This is a genomic window from Streptomyces fumanus, from assembly GCF_014655295.1.
Taxonomy (GTDB): domain Bacteria; phylum Actinomycetota; class Actinomycetes; order Streptomycetales; family Streptomycetaceae; genus Streptomyces; species Streptomyces fumanus.
On record NZ_BNBI01000008.1, the window covers coordinates 95,904 to 115,008 of the forward strand.

The window sequence follows — 19,105 nt, forward strand, 5'->3', positions numbered from 1 at the left end:
GAAGGCGTCGGCAGAACGCTCCGCCGGCACCCCTTCTCTCCTACGGAGGCCGTGATGCCCGGGCTCGCAGACGCGCTGGTGATCGTCGCTGTGGCCGGTCTGGTGATCGCTCGCCAGTTCCGTCCCAGCCGGATGAACGCCGAGAGACGCTGGTGGATCGTGTCGGCGGTCCTGGGCATCGCCGCATTGCGCGACCCCGGCATCCTCGGCCCTCAGCACCACGCCGCGGCGATGGGCCTGCTCGCGACCGCACTGCTCCTGGGCCTGGTCATCGGGGCGGGCCTGGCCTGGACCACCCGCATATGGACCGAGGCCGACGGCACTGTGTGGAGCAGGGGCAGCAAGGCGACCGTCGCGGTCTGGATCGTCGGCATCGGAGTGCGCGTCGTGCTCTTCGCGCTCGGCTCCGTCCTGGGCGTGCACCAGGACGCCTCCGCCGCGCTCCTCGCTCTCGCGGGCACCCTGCTGGTCCGCTCCGGAGTCCTGGCCTGGCGCGCCCGCACCTCCATCGCGGTCGCCGCACCGGTGACCGGGCCGGTGGGTGCTCCGGTCACGGCGTACGGTGACGCCATGGCCCGGCCCGCCTGGAAGGAGCCCGTGTGACGGAGAACGTCTGGACGCGCTGGCCGTCCAAGGAGGCACTCGGTCGGGAGCCACGCCCAGCACACCGCCGGCCGCTTGCCTGGGCCGTACGGATCTCGCTCCTGGCGGTACTGCTGTGGGGCGCGGCCACCAGCGCGCGGGGACACGGGTGGTGGTCCCCGGCGGGGGCGGTGGGGGCCGTCGTCCTGGCCGTCCTCGCGATCCGGGCCGTCCTGCGGACCACACGCGCGCAGCGGTTCTGGCCGTCCGTGTCCCTCTTCGCCGGACTCATCGGCCTGGCGGCAGCCGCCCATGCGGCCGGCATCGAAGTCCCGACACTCGTCGTCTGGTGCGCCTGCGCCGTGATCTCGTTGCAGCGGTTGCCGCTGGTGGCCGCCCTGCCGGTGACCGCGGCCGCGCTCGCCTCGTACGCCGTGGTCACCCATGACGCCTGGCTCCCCACCGTCGCCACGACAGCGGGGCTGGCCCTGGGCGGATACGTCCTGCGGCTGGACGCCGAGGCCCGGGGCAACGCTCGGCGGCTGCTGGCACAGGAGCGCGCCGCGCGGACGGCCGAGGCGGAGTCGGCGGCGCTCACGGAGCGGGCCCGGATCGCACGGGAGATCCACGACGTGCTGGCGCACAGCCTCTCGGCCCAGTTGGTGCACCTGGAGGCGGCACGGCTGCTGATCGAACGGGACGCCGACCGGGAGCAGATCCTCGAACGGGTGGTGGCGGCACGGGGCATGGCCCGGGACGGACTCACCGAGACCCGGCAGGCACTGTCCGCGCTCCGGGGGGAGCTGACACCGCTGGAGGACTTCCTGACCCAGCTCGTCGATGCCGCCGACGATGCGGAGGTCGCCATTACAGGTGATCGCAGACCGCTGCCCGTCGAGGCATCACAGGCCGTACGCAGAGTCGCTCAGGAGGCCATGACCAACGTCCGCAAGCACGCCCCGGACGCCAAGGTGCGCGTGTCGCTCGACTACGGCGCGCACGAGGTGACCCTGGACGTCCGGGACTCGGGTGGCTCGCCCGGCGCACTGGCCGGCTCCGGAGGCGGATACGGTCTCCTGGGCATGCGGGAGCGTGCCGAGCTGCTGGGCGGCTCGCTGCGGGCCGGGCCGGGTGAGGAGGGGTTCGTGGTGACGTTGAAGGTGCCCGTATGACGCAGACGGGTGGGGGGAAGGCCGCGCGGGTGGTGGTCGCCGACGACCAGACGGTCGTGCGCGAGGGCATCGTGATGCTGCTGGGCCTGCTGCCGGGGGTCGAGGTCGTGGGCGCGGCGGGGGACGGGGAGGAGGCGGTAAGGCTCGTCGCCGAACTCGCCCCGGACGTGGTGCTGATGGACCTGCGGATGCCGCGCTGCGACGGAGTGGAGGCGACCCGCAGGATCCGCTCCGAGTACCCGGGCACGCAGGTCGTGGTGCTGACGACATACGCGGACGACGAGTCGCTGTTCCCGGCGCTGAGCGCGGGGGCCCGTGGATATCTCACCAAGGACGCGGACGGCGACGAGATCGTCCGGGCCGTGCACAGTGTGCTGTCCGGTGACGCCGGGCTGTCACCGAGCATCCAACGACGGCTGCTCGAACGCCTGTCGGATCCCGCACCGACCCCACCGGCGGCGCCGACCGCCCCGCCCGACGGACTCACCACCCGGGAGGCGGAGGTGCTGGTGCTGATCGCCGAGGGGCTCAGCAACCAGGAGATCGCCCGGAGACTGCATGTGTCGACGGCGACCGTGAAGACCCACATCAACAACCTGTTCGGCAAGACGGGACTGAAGGACCGGGCGCAGGCGGTGCGTTACGCCTACAGGAAGGGGCTGGTGGGGCCGACCGTGGAGTGAGTCACCTGATGGGGTGAAGCGCGAGAGGAAGAAGAGTCAGGGATCTTCCCGTTCTGCCCATCCTTGGGCATGCAGTCGAGCAACGATCGCCTCCACGGCGACCGGGGCGATCCGGGGAGCGCGAGAAGCCGGCGCGCCGGTCAGGTCCCCGTCCCGGCGCGGGCGCCCGCGAGCCCCGGATACGACGATCCCTGGTACGACGCCCCGGCCTCCGGATGGGGTGAGCCGGCGGGACGGGCGGCGCCGGTGCGGCCAGCGGGACGAGCGGCGGGACCGGCGGCGGCGGACGACGGAGTGCGGGCCTCGGCCGATGCCTACCTGGAGGTTCAGCGCAGCGCGGCGTTCCAGGAGGTGCGCAGCCGGTACCGACGGTTCGTGGTGCCCGCGGTGATCGGCTTCTTCGCGTGGTACGTCGCCTACGTGGTGACGGCGACGACGGCACCGGGGCTGATGGCGCGGCCGGTGGCCGGAGCGGTGAACGTGGCGATGCTGGCGGGGCTCGGCCAGTTCCTCACCACCTTCCTGCTCACCTGGGCCTACGCCCGGCACGCCCGGCTGCGCAGGGACCGGGCGGCGCTGGACCTGCGCTGGACGACACAGGAACTGACCCGGACCCGGGGCGATGCGCCGTGACGGGGGAGCATCAGACGCTGGCGTTGCTGCTGTTCAGCGCGTTCGTGGCGGTCACCTTGGGGATCACGACCTGGGTGAGCCGGCACCGGCGCGGCTCGGCGGAGGAGTTCTACGCGGGCGGCCGTCTCTTCTCCCCCATGGAGAATGGTTTTGCCATCGCGGGTGACTACATGTCCGCCGCGTCCTTCCTCGGCATCTCCGGTCTGATCGCCCTCTACGGCTACGACGGGATGCTGTATTCGGTGGGCTTCCTGGTGGCGTGGCTGGTGGTGCTGCTCCTGGTCGCCGAACTGGTGCGCAACTGCGGCCGGTTCACCCTGGCCGACGTGGTCGCCGCGCGGATGAGGGAACGTCCGGTGCGGATCGCGGCGGGAACCTCTTCGGTCACCGTGTCCGTTCTCTATCTGGTGGCGCAGATGGTGGGGGCGGGCAGCCTGGTCGCGCTGCTGCTCGGTGGTACGGGTGAGGCGGCGCGGACCTGGACCGTCATCGGGGTCGGCGCGCTCATGGTCGTCTATGTGTCGTTGGGAGGGATGCGGGCCACCACCTGGATTCAGATCGTGAAGGCGGTCCTGCTGCTCGGCGGTACGGTGGCGCTGACCGCGCTCGTCCTGGTCCGCTTCCACGGCGACGTCAACCGGCTGCTGCTCACCGCCGCCGAACGCAGCGGGCACGGCGAGAAGTTCCTCGCGCCGGGGCTCATCTACGGCGGTGACTGGACCTCCCGATTCGACTTCATCAGCCTCGGGCTCGCCCTGGTGCTGGGCACGGCCGGACTGCCGCACATCCTGTCCCGCTTCTACACCGTGCCCACGGCCCGTGCCGCCCGGCGGTCGGTGATCTGGTCGATCGGACTCATCGGCGGTTTCTACCTGATGACGATCGTGCTGGGCTTCGGAGCCGCCGCGATCGTGGGGACCGGCACCGTCCGGGAGTCGAACGCGGCCGGGAACACCGCGGTTCCGCTCCTCGCCCTCGACCTGGGCGGCGGTGCGGACTCCACCTGGGGGACGGTGCTGTTCGCCGTCGTCGCCGCCGTGGCCTTCGCCACCATCCTCGCGGTGGTCGCCGGGATCACGCTGGCCTCCTCGGCGTCGGTAGCCCATGACCTGTACGCGTCGCTGCGCCGCCATGACGCGGAGCCGCGCAGCGAGGTGGCCGTGGCACGTCTCGCCGCCGTCGGCGTCGGCGCGGTCGCCATCGCGCTCGGCCTGCTCGCCCGCGACCTCAACGTCGCCTTCCTGGTGGGCCTCGCCTTCGCCGTCGCCGCGTCCGCGAACCTCCCGGTGCTGCTCTACGCGCTCTTCTGGCGCCGCTTCACCACCCGCGGCGCGGTGTGGGCGGTCTACGGCGGCCTGGTCCCGGCCGTCGTGCTCGTGCTGGTGTCGCCCGTGGTGTCGGGCAGCCCCGCCGCGCTGTTCCCGGGCGCCGACTTCCAGTACTTCCCGCTGCAGAACCCCGGACTGATCTCGATCCCCCTGGGCTTCCTGGCCGGCTGGCTCGGCACGGTCACCTCACGGGAGACACCGGACGCCGCCCGGCACGCCGAGACGGAAGTGCGGTCGCTGACGGGGGCGGGAGCCGTTTGACGAGCGGACGTGCAGGGAGAGTTGTGCGGGTGACGGGTGGCGTTCAGGTGCGGGTCGCCCACAGGTAGCGGTGTTCCGGGCGGCCCGCGTCGCCGTATTTGAGGGTCAGGCGGGCTCTGCCGGTGCGTTCCAGGAGCTTGAGGTAGCGCTGGGCGGTCTGGCGGCTGACTCCCGTGCGGTCGGCGATCTCCTGGGCCGACAGCGGTCCGTCGGCCCGCATCAGGCACTGGCGGACCAGTTCCGCGGTGGTGGGGGAGTGCCCCTTGGGCAGCTCCGGCTCCGACGTGGTCGACAGAGCGCCGAAGATGCGGTCGACCTCGGCCTGTTCCGCCTCGCCGCCGCTGTCCAGGGTCCGGCGCAGTTCCGCGTACGCCTCCAGTTTGGCGCGCAGCCCAGCGAAGGTGAACGGCTTGACCAGGTACTGCAACGCGCCCTGCCGCATCGCCGCGCGTACGGTCGCCACGTCCCGCGCCGCCGTCACCATGATCACGTCGGCCGGGTGGCCGCGCCGCCGCATCTCCTGGACGACCTCCAGGCCCGTACGGTCGGGCAGGTAGTGGTCCAGCAGGACCAGGTCGAGGCGGGGGAGCGACTCCAGGGCACGCAGCGCGTCCCCGGCGCTGTGCGCCGCCCCGGTGACACGGAAGCCCGGCACCTTCTCCACGTAGGCGGCGTTCACCCGGGCGACCCGGGTGTCGTCGTCCACGACCAGGACCTCGATCATCGGGCTTCCTTCTCGACGGCGGGGTCGACGGGCGCGGTGAGCGCCGGTTCCAGTTCCGCGGGAGCCAGCGCCTCCGGCAGGACGACGGTGAACTCCGCGCCGCCGCCGTACGCCGCGCCGACCGTCGCGCTGCCGCCCTGGCGCTCGGCGAGCCGGCGCACCAGGGAGAGGCCGATGCCGCGCCGCCGGTGGGCCGGGGCCTCCTTGGTGGACCAGCCCTCGGTGAAGACCGCCTCCCGGTGCTCGGGCGGCACCCCGGGACCGGTGTCGCGCACCTTGAGGGTCGCGGTACGGCCCTCCGCGCGCAGTTCGACCTCCACGCGCGCGTGCGTGGTGCCCGCGGCGGCGTCCAGTGCGTTGTCGACCAGGTTGCCGACGATGGTGACCAGCCCCTGGGGATCGACCAAGCGGTCCGGCAGCCGGGTCCGGTCCGACACCCACAGGGCGACCCCCCGCTCGGCCGCCACGGTCGTCTTGCCGACCAGCAGGGCGGCGAGCAGCGGGTCGGGGATGCGTTCGGTGATCTGTTCCGCGGTGGCCCGGTGGTCGCCGACGACCTCACCGACGTACTCCACCGCGTCGTCGTACATCTCCAGCTCCAGCAGGCCCAGCAGGGTGTGCATGCGGTTGGCGTGTTCGTGGTCCTGGGCGCGCAGGGCGTCGATGAGGCCGCGCGTGGAGTCGAGTTCGCGGCCGAGCTGCTCCAGTTCGGTGCGGTCGCGCAGGGTGGCCACGGCACCGCCGTCGTCGGTGGGCATGCGGTTGGCGATCAGGACCCGCTGGCCGCACACGGTGAGCAGGTCGGTGCCGGTGACCCGGCCGGCCAGTACATCGGCCGTACGTCCGGCGCCGAGCGCCTCGGCGGGGGACCGGCCGACGGCCTCGCCGCCGATGCCCAGCAGCCGCTGCGCCTCGTCGTTGAGGAGCCGGATCCGGCCGCTGCGGTCCAGCGCGACGACGCCCTCCCGGATGCCGTGCAGCATCGCCTCGCGCTCCGCGAGCAGCGCCGCGATGTCCGAGAAGGCCAGGTCACGGGTCTGCCGCTGCACCCGGCGGGAAATGAGCCAGGCGGCCAGCGCGCCGACCGCCAGGGCGCCGCCCGCGTACGCGAACAGCCCCGGGATGGCGTGGATCAGCCGCGCTCGCACACTGTCGTACGCGATGCCGACCGAGACCGCCCCCACGACCGCGCCGTCCGCGTCGCGCAGCGGCACCTTGCCCCGGGCCGAACGGCCCAGGGTGCCGTCGTCGATCTCCATCACCTCGTGCCCGGCGAGGGCCTCGCCGGGGTCGGTCGACACGGGCTCGCCGATCCGGCGCGGATCGGTGTGCGACCAGCGCACGCCCCGCCGGTCCAGCACCACGACGTACTCGGCCCCGGTGGCCTTCCGGACACGTTCGGCCTCCCGCTGCACCGGGCCGTGCGCCGTCGCGGGGGTGGTGCGCAGGTCCCGCGCGATCTGCGGCTGCTGCGCGGTGGCCTGCGCGATGGCGAGCGCGCGCCGCATCGCCTGGTCGTCCAGTTGGTCACCGAGCGGCGCGAGGAACAGCCCGGTCGCCAGCACCGCGACTCCGGCGGCGATCGCCACCTGCATCAGCAGCACCTGCGAGAACACCCGCCGCGGCAGCCCGAGGCGCCGGCGACGTGCGGGGGGAGTGGGGCTCATGTCTTCGACGGTACGTGGCCGGGGGGCCGGGACCGTAGGCAGGTGTGAGGTGGATCTCCCGTACGAGGGGCGAGGGCGCGCGGAGAGGGGCGCGGGGCATGAGGGGCGCCTGGGGGAGGTGCGGGTGCGCGGGGGTGCGGGTCTTCCGTACGCCCTGGGGAGCGCGTGCCCGGTGTGACGGGGTGGCTGGGCGCGGAGTTCTCGGGTGTCGCGTACGCCCAGGGGAAGCGCCCGCACAGGATCGCAGGGCGGCTGGGTGCGGGCGGGCCGCGGAGCTGCCGTACGCGCGGAGTACGGCCCGTCAGCTCGCCAGGGACGAGGTCAGCGTCAACTCGCGGAGCTCGGTGACCTCCATGCGCGCGGGTGAACCGAGCGCCGACGTCCCGCAGCTCTCCGGGCGCGGCGGCTGGGACGCACCCTGGGTGACGACGACCCGCCAGTGCCGCCCGTCGAGATGCGCGAGGGTCACCTCCCAGCGGGGTGCCGTGCCGTCTGTCCGTACGACGCTCAGGGCTCGGGCGGCGTCCTCGCCCACCGCCGTGCGCACGGCCAGTTCGGCCGCCTGGGCGGGGCGGTCCCAGGCCGAGCTGCCCCGGCAGCCCGCCGTGACGATCCGTCCGGCCCGCACCCCGCGCAGGATCTCCCGGACGGCGTGCGCGTCGGCCCGCCCGTACGCGTAGCCGTACGGCAGCACGAGCAGCGTCGGCGAGAAACGGTGGCCGCCCAGGTGGGTGACCTCCCAGACGCCCTCGGTGCCGGCGGCGGCCAGTTCGGCGGCCAGCGGGCGGCCGAGCAGGGCGCAGCACCGGTCGCGCTTGCCGTTGGTGCAGACCAGGACCAGCGGGTCCCCGGTGTGGGGGGCGCCTTGGAGTACGGAGTCGAAACGGCGGTGGTCGCCCCTGCCGAGCGCGGCGAAGTCCAGGTGGAGCAGGCGTGTGGGGTCGGTGACCGTGGTGGTGTGCACCCAGGTGTTGCCGGGCACCGTGTGGGCCACATACACCCGCCGCTCGGCGGGCGTGCCGTGGTCCACGTGCCGGCCGGGGCGGCGGATCAGGGCGATGCGTACGCCCGTCCCCTTGGCGGCCTTCTCCAGAGCACGGCCGAGGGCGGGGTCCAGGTGGCTCGATGTGAGCGCCTTGACGCCCCACGGTCCGGGCTGTTCCAGGAGCAGCCACGTCCGCGCGGTGGCCGCGGTGCCCGCGAGGGGCTCGTCGAGGTCCCGGGAGACGGTTGAGCACGTACTCACAGAGGTGAGCCTAACCTGACTTGCGCGGTGACGAATCCCAAGCCGCGCCCGGGAGGCCGCCGACGGAGTGACGCGGGACGACCGCCCCCCGGAGGCGCCCCTTGGCTACTCCGGCAGCGGGCGGGGTGGCCGCGGGCCGGTGTAGTGGCCGCGCGGGCGCATCCGCAGGGGGCGTTCGGCGTACTCCTCCAGCGCGTGTGCGATCCAGCCCGCCGTCCGGGCCACGGCGAAGATCGTCTCGCCGGCGGTGGCGGGCATCCCGGACGACGCGGTCAGGACGGCGAGCGCCAGGTCGACGTTGGGGTGCAGCGGCGCGTGGCGGGCGGCGGTGGCCGCGACGTCCCGGGCCGCCGCGAGCGCGGGTGCCGCCCGGGGGATCTCCTCCAGGGCGGCGAACAGGGCACGCGCGCGTGGGTCCTCGCCGGAGTACAGACGGTGGCCGAGCCCCGGAACGCGCCGCCCGGCCCGCAGTTCCCCGGCGACCACGGGGGCCGCGCTGCCCTGATCGAGGACCTCCAGCAGCATCTTGTGGGCGAGGCCGCCGGCCGCCCCGTGCAACGGGCCCTCGATCACGCCGAGCCCGGCGGACACGGCCGCGTAGGCGTGGGCCCGGGCCGACGCGGCGACCCGCACGGCCAGCGTCGAGGCGGCCAGGTCGTGGTCGGCGAGCAGGCCGAGGGCGAGGTCCAGGGCGCGCAGTCCCGCCTCGTCCGCGGGCCAGCCGCTCAGCCGTGCCCACAGGCGGTGGGCGAGGGGACCGTCGTCGACGTGGTCGCGGCGCACGGTCGGCAGGGCGGCCACGAGGGTGGGGAGGAGCGTCCGCGCGGTGCCCAGCACCGCCTCCTCGGCCAGGTCGAAGCGGAGCGGGTCGGCGGTGGCGGCGGCGATCACGGCGACCCGGAGCCGGTCGGCGGGCCCGGCGTGCTCGGGCAGCGCGTCGACGGCACGGCGGGCGACGGCGACGGAGGTCTCGGGGGCGGCGAAGGTGACTCCGGGGCGGAGCGTCCCGGTCCACAGCCACTCGGCCACCTCCTCGTAGGTGTGCCGCTCGGCCAGCTCCACCGCGTCGATCCCCCGGAAGTAGTACCGGTCGCCGTCGATGAGCGTGATGCGGGTCCGTACCGACAGCTCGCCACCGGCAGCCGGGTCGGTGCCGCCGCCACGCCTGTTGCGGCGGGCCAGCGCCTGGACCTCGTCGGCGTCGAAGGTGCTGCCGCGTCCGCCGGGGGCACGCCGGCTGCTGAGCTGACCGCGGCTGACGTACGCGTACACCGTCTCCGGCTTCACGCCCAGGAGTTCGGCGGCCTCCTTGGTGCTCAGCCGCCGCTCGGCGTCGGCGGGACGGCCGGGCTCTTGATCGCGCATGGGGGTCACCGTATCCATCCTCGGCGGGCATCTGGACGTTCGGCCGGACACATGTTGACTGGATCAATATTGACAGATCCTCGATCAATTATGGACAGTCGAGTCAAGCCGAGGGAGGCAATCATGTCCGTCAACAGGTCCACAGCCACACTTGTCGACGTACCGCGAGGACTCGCGGGTGTCGTCGTCACCGACACCGAGATCGGCGACGTCCGGGGGACCGAGGGCTTCTACCACTACCGGCAGTACTCCGCCGTCGACCTGGCCCGCACCCGCGGCTTCGAGGACGTCTGGCACCTGCTCGTGCACGGCGCCCTGCCGGACGCCGGCCGGAGCGCCGCCTTCATCGCCGAGACCGCCGCGCTGCGCCGCCTGCCCGAGGAGGTACGGGCGGCGCTGCCCGCGGTCGCCGCGGCCGGCGCCCGGTCCGGCCCGCTCGCCGGGATGCGCACGGCCCTGTCCCTGCTGGGCGCGGCGCACGGCTTCCGGCCGGTCTACGACATCGACGCCGACCGGCGCCGCCACGACACCCTCGTCGCGGTCGCCGCCGTGCCCACCCTGATCACCGCGCTGTACCGGCTGGGGCGGGGGCTGCGTCCGGTGGAGCCGCGCGAGGACCTCCCCTACGCCGCGAACTACCTGTACATGCTCACCGGTGAGGAGCCCGACGAGCGGCGGGCGCGGGCCATCGAGCAGTACTTGATCTCAACCATTGATCACGGCTTCAACGCGTCAACGTTCACGGCACGTGTCATCGCGTCGACAGGAGCGGATGTGGCGGCCTGCCTGGCCGGTGCCGTGGCGGCGCTGTCCGGACCGCTGCACGGCGGGGCGCCCAGCCGTGCGCTGGACACCCTGGACGCCATCGGCACCCCCGACCGCATCGACTCCTGGATCCGTGAGCGGGTGCTGGCGGGCGAACGCGTCATGGGCTTCGGTCACGCCGTCTACCGCACCGAGGACCCCCGTTCGCGGATGCTGCGGGAGGTGGCCCGGGGGTTCGGCGGCCCCCGGGTCGAGTTCGCCGTCGAGGTCGAGCGCCGGGTCGAGGCGATCCTCGCGGAGCTGAAGCCGGGCCGGGAGCTGCACACCAACGTGGAGTTCTACGCGGGTGTGGTCATGGAACTCTGCGGACTGCCACGGGAGATGTTCACCCCGACGTTCGCCGCGGGGCGGGTCGTGGGCTGGAGCGCGAACATCCTGGAACAGGCCCAGGACTCCAAGATCATCCGCCCGGCGGCGCGGTACGTGGGCCCGCCGGCACTGGTGGCGGTGCCCGAAAGGGGCTGAGCGTTCCGTCATGCACCGGAAGTGGGTGCAGGAAGTGCCTCAAGGCGCGTAGCTGCCCAAGAACCCCCGAAGAAAGCGGGCGGCCTGGTGCCGTTCTGGGGCGCCAGGCCGCATCCACGGGGCGTCGAGCAGGGACCGGGGTGGCGGGCTGCTCGCCGGAGGGACGGTCCGGGCATCGGTGGGTGCGGCCGGGGACGTGGACGGTGACGTCAGGCGTCGGGGATGTCCGCCTTGGCGCGGATCAGGGTTTCCCGGCTGACGACGACGATGCGTTCGTAGTCCGCGCGGGAGGCGTCGGCTGGCAGCTCGCGCTCCAGCGCCTCGGTGGCCTCGGTGCCGATGACGGCGAAGTTGCCGTCGCTCAGCTCGAACACGTCGGGGCAGTTGGCTCCTGAGTTGCTGCCACGGGCGCTCGGAGGCACACCAATACGGCGCACGATCTTCAAGGGGTGTCCTTAAGGCATGGGTGGACTTGGTGCGGGCAGAACGCTACTGGGTTTACATGACGCGCGTGTGTACAGACGTGCAAAGCGTGTCCCGTGGTGTCATGTGCAACCCGGAGGGTTGACGAGGCGTCAGTCGGACGGCGGGGTGCCCACCACCCACCACTCGTCCGTATCGGCCTCGTCCAGCTCCTTCACCAGGGCATCCACCATGCGCCCGATCCTCGCCTCGTCGGAGGTCTGCTTCAGCGTGGCGCGTTGGGCTCGCGACGCCTCCCAGTACTCCCGGAACAGCGGGCTCTGGAAGAACTCCCGCAGATACGTGTACAGCTCCTCCCGGTCCAGGAGCCCGGCTCGGTAGACGTGGTACAGGTAGGCGTACCAGGCGTTGGCGTACAGGAACTGCCTGCGCTTCTCCGCCGGTATGGACTTGTCGTACGTGTCGATGACCGAGGCGAGGGAGGGGTCGTCGATCGCCCTCGCCAGCAGCTCCCAGTGCATGCGCTGCTGATGGGCCAGGGCCCTGCGGCGCGCGGCCAGTTCCTCCACTTCCAGCAGTCGCTCCTGCAGCCGTGCCGCGTCCGCGCGACGCCGACGCCCGGTCAGCTTCGCGGTGGCGGCGGCGAGCACAAGACCGAACGCGGCGGGACCCACCCCCCTGGCGAAGGCATTTCGTGTGGCCATGTCAACCCCCGATTCAAGGCGACCGTCCGCCGGTCGTCGAGTGCGGGTCGGCTGACGGGGACCGGCGAGCGGTGGGCGGCGCTTGCCACCTCCAGGGTGCCGAGCGGCTCTGATCGGCGGGGAGGCGGAGAGGAGGCGCACGGAGGGAAGCGGGGTCGCACACACCGGCGCCTTCTCCAACGTCTGCCCCAGGGACGCTGCTAACAATCGTTCACTTCGCCATGATTGCCGGGGCTCGTATCCTGGGTCGGCACCCGGCCTCCGCGCGGTCGGCGAGCCGGGTGCCGGTGTACGCGCAGGCGTGAGAGAGGTCGCACAGTGGGGCACAGCCCGAGCCCGCAGATCCCGGTCGTCATCCTCGCCGGATTCCTCGGCTCCGGGAAGACCACCCTGCTCAACCACCTCCTCCACCGCTCCGGAGGCAGCCGCATCGGCGCGATCGTCAACGACTTCGGCGCCATCGAGATCGACGCCATGGCGGTGGCCGGAGCGCTCGGCGACTCCACCGTCTCGCTCGGCAACGGCTGCCTGTGCTGCGCCGTCGACCCCGGCGAACTCGACGTCTACCTGGAGCGGCTGGCCCGCCCGGAGACCGGCATCGACGTGATCGTCATCGAGGCCAGCGGCCTGGCCGAACCCCAGGAACTGGTGCGCATGCTGCTCGCCAGCGAACACCCCGGGATCGTGTACGGCGGTCTGGTCGAGGTCGTCGACGCCGCCGAGTTCGACGACACCCGGGCCCGGCACCCCGAGATCGACCGGCACCTCGCCCTCGCCGACCTGGTGGTCGTCAACAAGCTCGACCGGGTGACGGACGAGGAGCGCGTGCTCGCCCTGGTCGGCTCCCTCGCCGACGGCGCGGCCGTCGTCCCGGCCACGTACGGGCGGATCGACCCCGAGTTCCTCTTCGACTGCCGGCCGAGCGAGGAGCGCGTCGGGCAGTTGTCCTTCGACGATCTGCACGACCACGACCACGCCGACGACGGGGAGGCCGGCCACGCCGAGCACCTGCACAGCGCCTACGACAGCCTGTCCTTCGTCTCCGACGTCCCGCTCGACCCGCGCCGGCTGATGCGGTTCCTCGACGGCCGGCCGGAGGGCCTGTACCGGATCAAGGGGTACGTGGACTTCGGGCCGTACGACCCGCGCAAACGGTACGGCGTCCACGCGGTGGGGCGGTTCCTGCGTTTCTACCCGGAGCGCTGGGCGCCCGGCGGCGAACGCCTGACCCAGCTCGTCCTCATCGGTTCCGGCCTCCACGGGGCCGCGCTCGCCAAGGAACTCCAGGAGTGCCGGAGCGAGGACGCCGCACACGCCGACGAGCACGGCATGTGGGGCGTCCTGCGCTACGTACAGGACCCGGACGGTCCCGATCCGGATGGTGCTGATCCGGACGGTGCTGATCCGGACGGTGCTGATCCGGACGGTTCCGATCCGGACGGTCGGGAACCGGACGGTCGGGAACCGGACGCGGTGCTGGACCCGGAGAGCTACCAGGACCCGGACTAGGCCGGACCCGCCACCACCGCCACCGTCTTGGGCAGGGACACGCCCGAGCCGTCCCGGCGGGGGTCGATCTCCGGGAGGGAGACGGGTGTGCCGTTCTTCTGGGCGGCGCGGGCCGGAGCCGGGCCCGCCCAGGCCAGGGACAGGCAGTCCTCGCCCTTGAGGAACCGCTGGCAGCGCACCCCGCCCGTGGCCCGGCCCTTGCGCGGGAACTGGTCGAACGGCGTCATCTTGGCCGTGGTCTGCACCGAGTCGTCCAGTGTGCCGCGCGAGCCCGCCACGGTGAACACCACCGCGTCCGCCGCCGGGTCGACGGCCGTGAAGGAGATGACCTTCGCGCCCTCGCCGAGCTTGATGCCGGCGACACCGCCCGCCGCGCGGCCCTGCGGACGCACCTGGGACGCCTGGTAGCGCAGCAGTTGTGCGTCGTCCGTGATGAAGACGAGGTCCTCGTCGCCGGTGCGCAGTTCGACCGCGCCGACGATCCGGTCGCCCTCCTTGAGGGTGATGACCTCCAGCTCCTCCTTGTTACCCGGATAGTCGGGCACCACCCGCTTGACGACGCCCTGTTCCGTGCCGAGGGCGAGGCCCGGGGACGACTCGTCGAGGGTGGTCAGGCAGACCACCGTCTCGTCGTCCTCCAGGGAGACGAACTCCGCCAGTGGCGCGCCGCCCGCCAGGTTGGGTACCGGCATGTCCTCGGGGAGCTGCGGCAGGTCGACGACGTTGATCCGCAGCAGCCGCCCGGCGGAGGTGACCACGCCGATCTCGCCCCGCGCGGTGGCCGGCACCGCGGAGACGATCACGTCGTGCTTGATCCGCTTGGCGCCGGCGCCGGACGGAAGGGGCTCGCCGTTCGCCGTGCGGGCCAGCAGGCCGGTGGAGGACAGCAGCACCCGGCACGGGTCGTCGGCGACCTGGAGCGGCACGGCGGCGGGTGTCGCGGCCGACTCCAGCAGCACCGTACGGCGGTCGGTGCCGAACTTCTTGGCCACCGCCGCCAGTTCGGCCGAGACCAGCTTGCGCAGCTCGGCGTCCGAGTCGAGGATCCGGGTCAGCTCCTCGATCTCCGCGTTCAGCCGGTCCTTCTCGGCCTCCAGCTCGATGCGGTCGTACTTGGTGAGCCGGCGCAGCGGCGTGTCCAGGATGTACTGGGTCTGCACGTCGCTCAGCGAGAACCGCTCGATCAGGCGCTGCTTGGCCTGCGCGGAGTTCTCGCTGGAGCGGATCAGCCGGATGACCTCGTCGATGTCGACCAGCGCGGTGAGCAGGCCCTCGACCAGGTGCAGGCGGTCCCGCCGCTTGCCCCGGCGGAACTCGCTGCGGCGGCGTACGACGGTGAAGCGGTGGTCGAGGTAGACCTCCAGCAGCTCCTTCAGGCCCAGGGTGAGGGGCTGGCCGTCCACCAGGGCGACGTTGTTGATGCCGAAGGACTCCTCCATGGGCGTCAGCTTGTAGAGCTGCTCCAGGACCGCCTCCGGCACGAAGCCGTTCTTGATCTCGATGACCAGGCGCAGCCCGTGCTCACGGTCGGTGAGGTCCTTGACGTCGGCGATGCCCTGGAGCTTCTTCGCGCCGACCAGGTCCTTGATCTTGGCGATGACCTTCTCCGGGCCGACCGTGAAGGGCAGCTCGGTGACGACCAGGCCCTTGCGGCGGGCCGTCACCGTCTCCACGGACACCGTCGCGCGGATCTTGAAGGTGCCGCGGCCGGTCTCGTAGGCGTCCCGGATGCCGGGCAGGCCGACGATCCGGCCGCCGGTGGGCAGGTCCGGGCCGGGGACGTGCTTCATCAGGGCGTCGAGGTCGGCGTTCGGGTGCCGGATCAGGTGGCGGGCGGCGGCGATGACCTCGCGCAGGTTGTGCGGCGGCATGTTCGTCGCCATGCCGACGGCGATCCCCGAGGCGCCGTTGACCAGGAGGTTCGGGAAGGCGGCGGGGAGGGCTTCCGGCTCCTGCTCCTGGCCGTCGTAGTTGGGGGCGAAGTCGACGGTGTCCTCGTCGATGGACTCCGTCATCAGGCTGGTCGCCTCGGCCATCCGGCACTCGGTGTACCGCATGGCGGCCGGCGGGTCGTCGTTGCCCAGCGAGCCGAAGTTGCCGTGGCCGTCGACCAGGGGCACCCGCATGGAGAACGGCTGGGCCATGCGCACCAGGGCGTCGTAGATGGACGCGTCACCGTGCGGGTGGAGCTTGCCCATCACCTCGCCGACGACCCGGGCGCACTTGACATAGCCGCGCTCGGGCCTGAGGCCCATCTCGTTCATCTGGTAGACGATGCGGCGGTGCACCGGCTTGAGGCCGTCCCGGGCGTCCGGCAGGGCACGGGAGTAGATGACCGAGTACGCGTACTCGAGAAACGAGCCCTGCATCTCGTCGACGACGTCGATGTCGAGGATCTTCTCCTCGTAGGCGTCGTCGGGCGGCGGGGTCTTCGTACTACGGCGGGCCATCGCTGCCGGCTCCTTGCTGAAGCGTGAACGGTGATCTGACGCGGTCCATTGTGGACCGCGGCACTGACAGCGACCGACCAGGACCCTTCGCGGTCGGTCGGCCCGGTGCTGCCCGCAGGGTACGCCCTCGGCCCCGCCGCCCCGGTCACCGCGTGCTCGCTCTGGGCGTAGCGGCACCGGGAACCGCACCGGTCGTCCGCGCGCTTGCATACAGTGGCAGGACCGGCAGGAATGGCACGGTTCCGACCGGTGAACCAGCACAGTGAATCCGTCCAGGTTTCCGCGATCGAAGGGACGTACATGCCCATGGGTCACACGGCCACAGCCGAGGCAGGCTCCGGCGGCCTGACAGCGACCGAGCACCGCCTGGCCAACGGCCTTCGCGTGGTGCTCTCCGAGGACCACCTGACCCCGGTCGCGGCGGTGTGCCTCTGGTACGACGTCGGCTCCCGTCACGAGGTCAAGGGCCGCACGGGTCTGGCCCACCTCTTCGAGCACCTGATGTTCCAGGGCTCCGCCCAGGTCAAGGGCAACGGCCACTTCGAACTGGTGCAGGGTGCCGGCGGCTCGCTCAACGGCACCACCAGCTTCGAGCGCACCAACTACTTCGAGACCATGCCCGCCCACCAGTTGGAGCTGGCGCTCTGGCTGGAGGCCGACCGCATGGGCTCCCTGCTGGCCGCCCTCGACGAGGAGTCGATGGAAAACCAGCGCGACGTCGTCAAGAACGAACGCCGCCAGCGCTACGACAACGTGCCCTACGGCACCGCGTTCGAGAAGCTCACCGCCCTCGCCTACCCGGAGGGCCACCCCTACCACCACACGCCGATCGGCTCCATGGCCGACCTGGACGCGGCCACCCTGGAGGACGCCCGCGCGTTCTTCCGCACCTACTACGCGCCGAACAACGCGGTGCTGTCGGTGGTCGGCGACATCGACCCCGAGCGGACCCTGGCGTGGATCGAGAAGTACTTCGGCTCCATCCCCTCGCACGACGGCAAGCCCGCCCCCCGGGACGGCACGCTGCCCGACGTCATCGGCCAGGAGCTGCGCGAGGTGGTCGAGGAGGAGGTCCCCGCCCGCGCCCTGATGGCCGCCTACCGCCTGCCGCACGACGGCACGCGCGCGTGCGACGCGGCCGACCTCGCGCTCACCGTCCTGGGCGGCGGCGAGTCCTCCCGCCTCTACAACCGGCTGGTGCGCCGCGACCGTACGGCGGTGGGCGCCGGGTTCGGCCTGCTGCGCCTGGTCGGGGCGCCCTCCCTGGGCTGGCTGGACGTGAAGACCTCCGGTGACGTCGAGGTGCCGGTCGTCGAGGCCGCCATCGACGAGGAGCTGGCCCGCTTCGCCGAGGAGGGGCCCACGGCCGAGGAGATGGAACGCGCCCAGGCCCAGTTGGAGCGCGAGTGGCTGGACCGCCTCGGCACGGTCGCCGGCCGCGCGGACGAACTGTGCCGGTACGCCGTCCTGTTCGGCGACCCGCAGCTCGCCCTCAGTGCGGTGGGGCGGATCCTGGAGGTGACCGCGGAAGAGGTCCAGGAGGTCGCCAAGGCCCGGCTGCGGCCCGACAACCGCGCGGTGCTCGTCTACGAGCCGACCGCGCCCCAAGCCGCCGACGCCGATGCCACCGACGAGACCGAGGAGGAGGCCAAGTGACCGAGCTGGCCCCCATGGAGTTCCACCCCCAGCCGCAGGCCGGCGAGCCCAAGCCCTGGGCGTTCCCCGCCCCCGGGCGCGGCACGCTCCCCAACGGGCTGACGGTGCTGCGCTGCGACCGCCCAGGCCAGCAGGTCGTCGCCGTCGAGGTGCTTCTGCACGCCCCGCTGGACGCCGAACCGGCCGGCCTCGACGGCGTCGCCACCATCATGGCGCGGGCCTTCTCGGAGGGCACCGACAAGCACTCCGCCGAGGAGTTCGCCGCCGAGCTGGAGCGCTGCGGCGCCACCCTCGACTCGCACGCCGACCACCCCGGCGTACGGCTCAGCCTGGAGGTGCCGGCCTCCCGCCTGGCCAAGGCGCTCGGCCTGATCGCCGACGCCCTCCGGGCGCCCGCCTTCGCCGACAGCGAGGTCGAACGGCTGGTGCGCAACCGGCTCGACGAGATCCCGCACGAGCTGGCCAACCCCGGGCGCCGGGCCGCCATGGAGCTGTCCAAGGAGCTGTTCCCGGCGGACTCGCGGATGTCGCGCCCCCGCCAGGGCACCGCGGAGACGGTCGCGAACATCGACGCCGCGGCGGTCCGCGCCTTCTACGAGAAGCACGTCCGCCCGGCCACCGCCACCGCCGTGGTCGTCGGCGACCTCACCGGCCTGGACCTGGACGCGCTGCTCGCCGACACGCTCGGCGCCTGGACCGGCTCGGCGGCCGAGCCCCGGCCGGTGCCGCCGGTGACCGCCGACGACACCGGCCGGGTCGTCATCGTGGACCGTCCCGGCGCCGTCCAGACCCAGTTGCTGATCGGCCGCACCGGCCCGGACCGCCACGACCGCGTCTGGCCCGCCCAGGTGCTCGGCACGTACTGCCTGGGCGGCACCCTCACCTCCCGCCTGGACCGCGTCCTGCGCGAGGAGAAGGGCTACACCTACGGCGTCCGGGCGTTCGGCCAGGTGCTGCGCTCCGCGCCGGACGGCACCGGCACCGCCATGCTCGCCATCAGCGGCTCGGTGGACACGCCGAACACCGGACCGGCCCTGGACGACCTGTGGACGGTGCTGCGCACGCTCGCCGCGGAGGGCCTCACCGACGCCGAACGCGACGTCGCCGTGCAGAACCTGGTGGGCGTGGCACCGCTGCGCTACGAGACCGCGGCGGCCGTCGCGAGCACGCTGGCCGACCAGGTCGAGCAGTACCTGCCCGACGACTACCAGGCGACGCTGTACCGGCAACTCGCCGCCACGGGCACGGTGGAGGCCACCGCGGCGGTCGTGAACGCCTTCCCGGTCGACCGCCTGGTGACCGTCCTGGTCGGTGACGCGGCCAAGATCAAGGAGCCCGTCGAGGCCCTCGGTATCGGCGAAGTCACCGTGGTGGCGGCCGAGTAGCGGCACACGCGCGTGGCGGCCCCGGTG

16 protein-coding genes are annotated in these 19,105 nt (G+C 72.6%); 9 read left to right on the forward strand and 7 right to left on the reverse strand.

Annotated features, from left to right (window positions below; genetic code table 11):
• Positions 1-54 precede the first annotated feature (54 nt).
• The 5 genes from IE316_RS18545 (at position 55) to IE316_RS18565 (ending at position 4,659) form a co-directional block, all read left to right on the forward strand.
• Positions 55-603 carry a CcdC protein domain-containing protein gene (locus IE316_RS18545; RefSeq protein WP_190205510.1) on the forward strand — a complete coding sequence of 183 codons (549 nt, stop codon included), beginning with the start codon at positions 55-57 and terminating at the stop codon, positions 601-603.
• The gene (locus IE316_RS18550) at positions 600-1,754 is read left to right on the forward strand and encodes a sensor histidine kinase (protein ID WP_190205511.1); all 1,155 of its coding nucleotides are present in this window, start codon (positions 600-602) and stop codon (positions 1,752-1,754) included. Before IE316_RS18545 ends, IE316_RS18550 begins: the two co-directional genes overlap by 4 nt.
• Positions 1,751-2,437: a response regulator transcription factor gene (locus IE316_RS18555; RefSeq protein WP_190205512.1), complete on the forward strand. Its 687-nt coding sequence runs from the start codon at positions 1,751-1,753 to the stop codon at positions 2,435-2,437. Before IE316_RS18550 ends, IE316_RS18555 begins: the two co-directional genes overlap by 4 nt.
• Before the next feature lie 69 nt (positions 2,438-2,506).
• Entirely contained in the window at positions 2,507-3,070 is a 564-nt protein-coding gene (locus IE316_RS18560; protein ID WP_190205513.1) for a DUF485 domain-containing protein, read from the forward strand.
• Positions 3,067-4,659, forward strand: a complete 1,593-nt coding sequence (locus tag IE316_RS18565) for a monocarboxylic acid transporter (RefSeq protein ID WP_190205514.1) — start codon at positions 3,067-3,069, stop codon at positions 4,657-4,659. Before IE316_RS18560 ends, IE316_RS18565 begins: the two co-directional genes overlap by 4 nt.
• A gap of 43 nt (positions 4,660-4,702) precedes the next feature.
• Here IE316_RS18565 and IE316_RS18570 read toward each other — a convergent pair whose 3' ends face one another.
• From IE316_RS18570 to IE316_RS18585, 4 genes are all read right to left on the reverse strand, one after another.
• Entirely contained in the window at positions 4,703-5,383 is a 681-nt protein-coding gene (locus tag IE316_RS18570; protein ID WP_190205515.1) for a response regulator, read from the reverse strand.
• Positions 5,380-7,050 (reverse strand): sensor histidine kinase, encoded by a 1,671-nt coding sequence (locus tag IE316_RS18575; protein ID WP_190205516.1) that lies wholly within the window; start codon positions 7,048-7,050, stop codon positions 5,380-5,382. The genes IE316_RS18570 and IE316_RS18575 overlap by 4 nt, the downstream gene beginning before the upstream one ends.
• Before the next feature lie 301 nt (positions 7,051-7,351).
• A complete protein-coding gene (locus tag IE316_RS18580; RefSeq protein ID WP_190205517.1) occupies positions 7,352-8,296 on the reverse strand; it encodes a ferredoxin family protein in 945 nt (314 codons plus the stop codon).
• Positions 8,297-8,401: 105 nt separating this feature from the next.
• The gene (locus IE316_RS18585; protein ID WP_190205518.1) at positions 8,402-9,661 is read right to left on the reverse strand and encodes a citrate synthase; all 1,260 of its coding nucleotides are present in this window, start codon (positions 9,659-9,661) and stop codon (positions 8,402-8,404) included.
• A gap of 123 nt (positions 9,662-9,784) precedes the next feature.
• On the opposite strand from IE316_RS18585, the gene IE316_RS18590 reads away from it, so the two are divergent.
• Positions 9,785-10,951, forward strand: a complete 1,167-nt coding sequence (locus IE316_RS18590) for a citrate synthase/methylcitrate synthase (RefSeq protein ID WP_190205519.1) — start codon at positions 9,785-9,787, stop codon at positions 10,949-10,951.
• Between the two features lie 209 nt (positions 10,952-11,160).
• On the opposite strand, the gene IE316_RS18595 is transcribed toward IE316_RS18590, so the two are convergent.
• Both IE316_RS18595 and IE316_RS18600 read right to left on the reverse strand, forming a co-directional pair.
• Positions 11,161-11,397: a hypothetical protein gene (locus tag IE316_RS18595; RefSeq protein WP_190205520.1), complete on the reverse strand. Its 237-nt coding sequence runs from the start codon at positions 11,395-11,397 to the stop codon at positions 11,161-11,163.
• A gap of 129 nt (positions 11,398-11,526) precedes the next feature.
• On the reverse strand, positions 11,527-12,078 hold the full coding sequence (locus IE316_RS18600) for a DUF6082 family protein (protein ID WP_190205521.1): 552 nt from the start codon (positions 12,076-12,078) through the stop codon (positions 11,527-11,529).
• Between the two features lie 318 nt (positions 12,079-12,396).
• On the opposite strand from IE316_RS18600, the gene IE316_RS18605 reads away from it, so the two are divergent.
• The gene (locus IE316_RS18605; RefSeq protein WP_190205522.1) at positions 12,397-13,587 is read left to right on the forward strand and encodes a CobW family GTP-binding protein; all 1,191 of its coding nucleotides are present in this window, start codon (positions 12,397-12,399) and stop codon (positions 13,585-13,587) included.
• Here IE316_RS18605 and IE316_RS18610 read toward each other — a convergent pair.
• Entirely contained in the window at positions 13,584-16,037 is a 2,454-nt protein-coding gene (locus tag IE316_RS18610; RefSeq protein WP_190205523.1) for a DNA gyrase/topoisomerase IV subunit A, read from the reverse strand. The genes IE316_RS18605 and IE316_RS18610 overlap by 4 nt on opposite strands.
• A gap of 300 nt (positions 16,038-16,337) precedes the next feature.
• Here IE316_RS18610 and IE316_RS18615 point away from each other — a divergent pair, with 300 nt between their 5' ends.
• Both IE316_RS18615 and IE316_RS18620 read left to right on the forward strand, forming a co-directional pair.
• On the forward strand, positions 16,338-17,693 hold the full coding sequence (locus IE316_RS18615; protein WP_190205524.1) for a M16 family metallopeptidase: 1,356 nt from the start codon (positions 16,338-16,340) through the stop codon (positions 17,691-17,693).
• Positions 17,690-19,078: a M16 family metallopeptidase gene (locus tag IE316_RS18620; protein ID WP_190205525.1), complete on the forward strand. Its 1,389-nt coding sequence runs from the start codon at positions 17,690-17,692 to the stop codon at positions 19,076-19,078. Before IE316_RS18615 ends, IE316_RS18620 begins: the two co-directional genes overlap by 4 nt.
• The last annotated feature ends 27 nt before the right edge of the window (positions 19,079-19,105 follow it).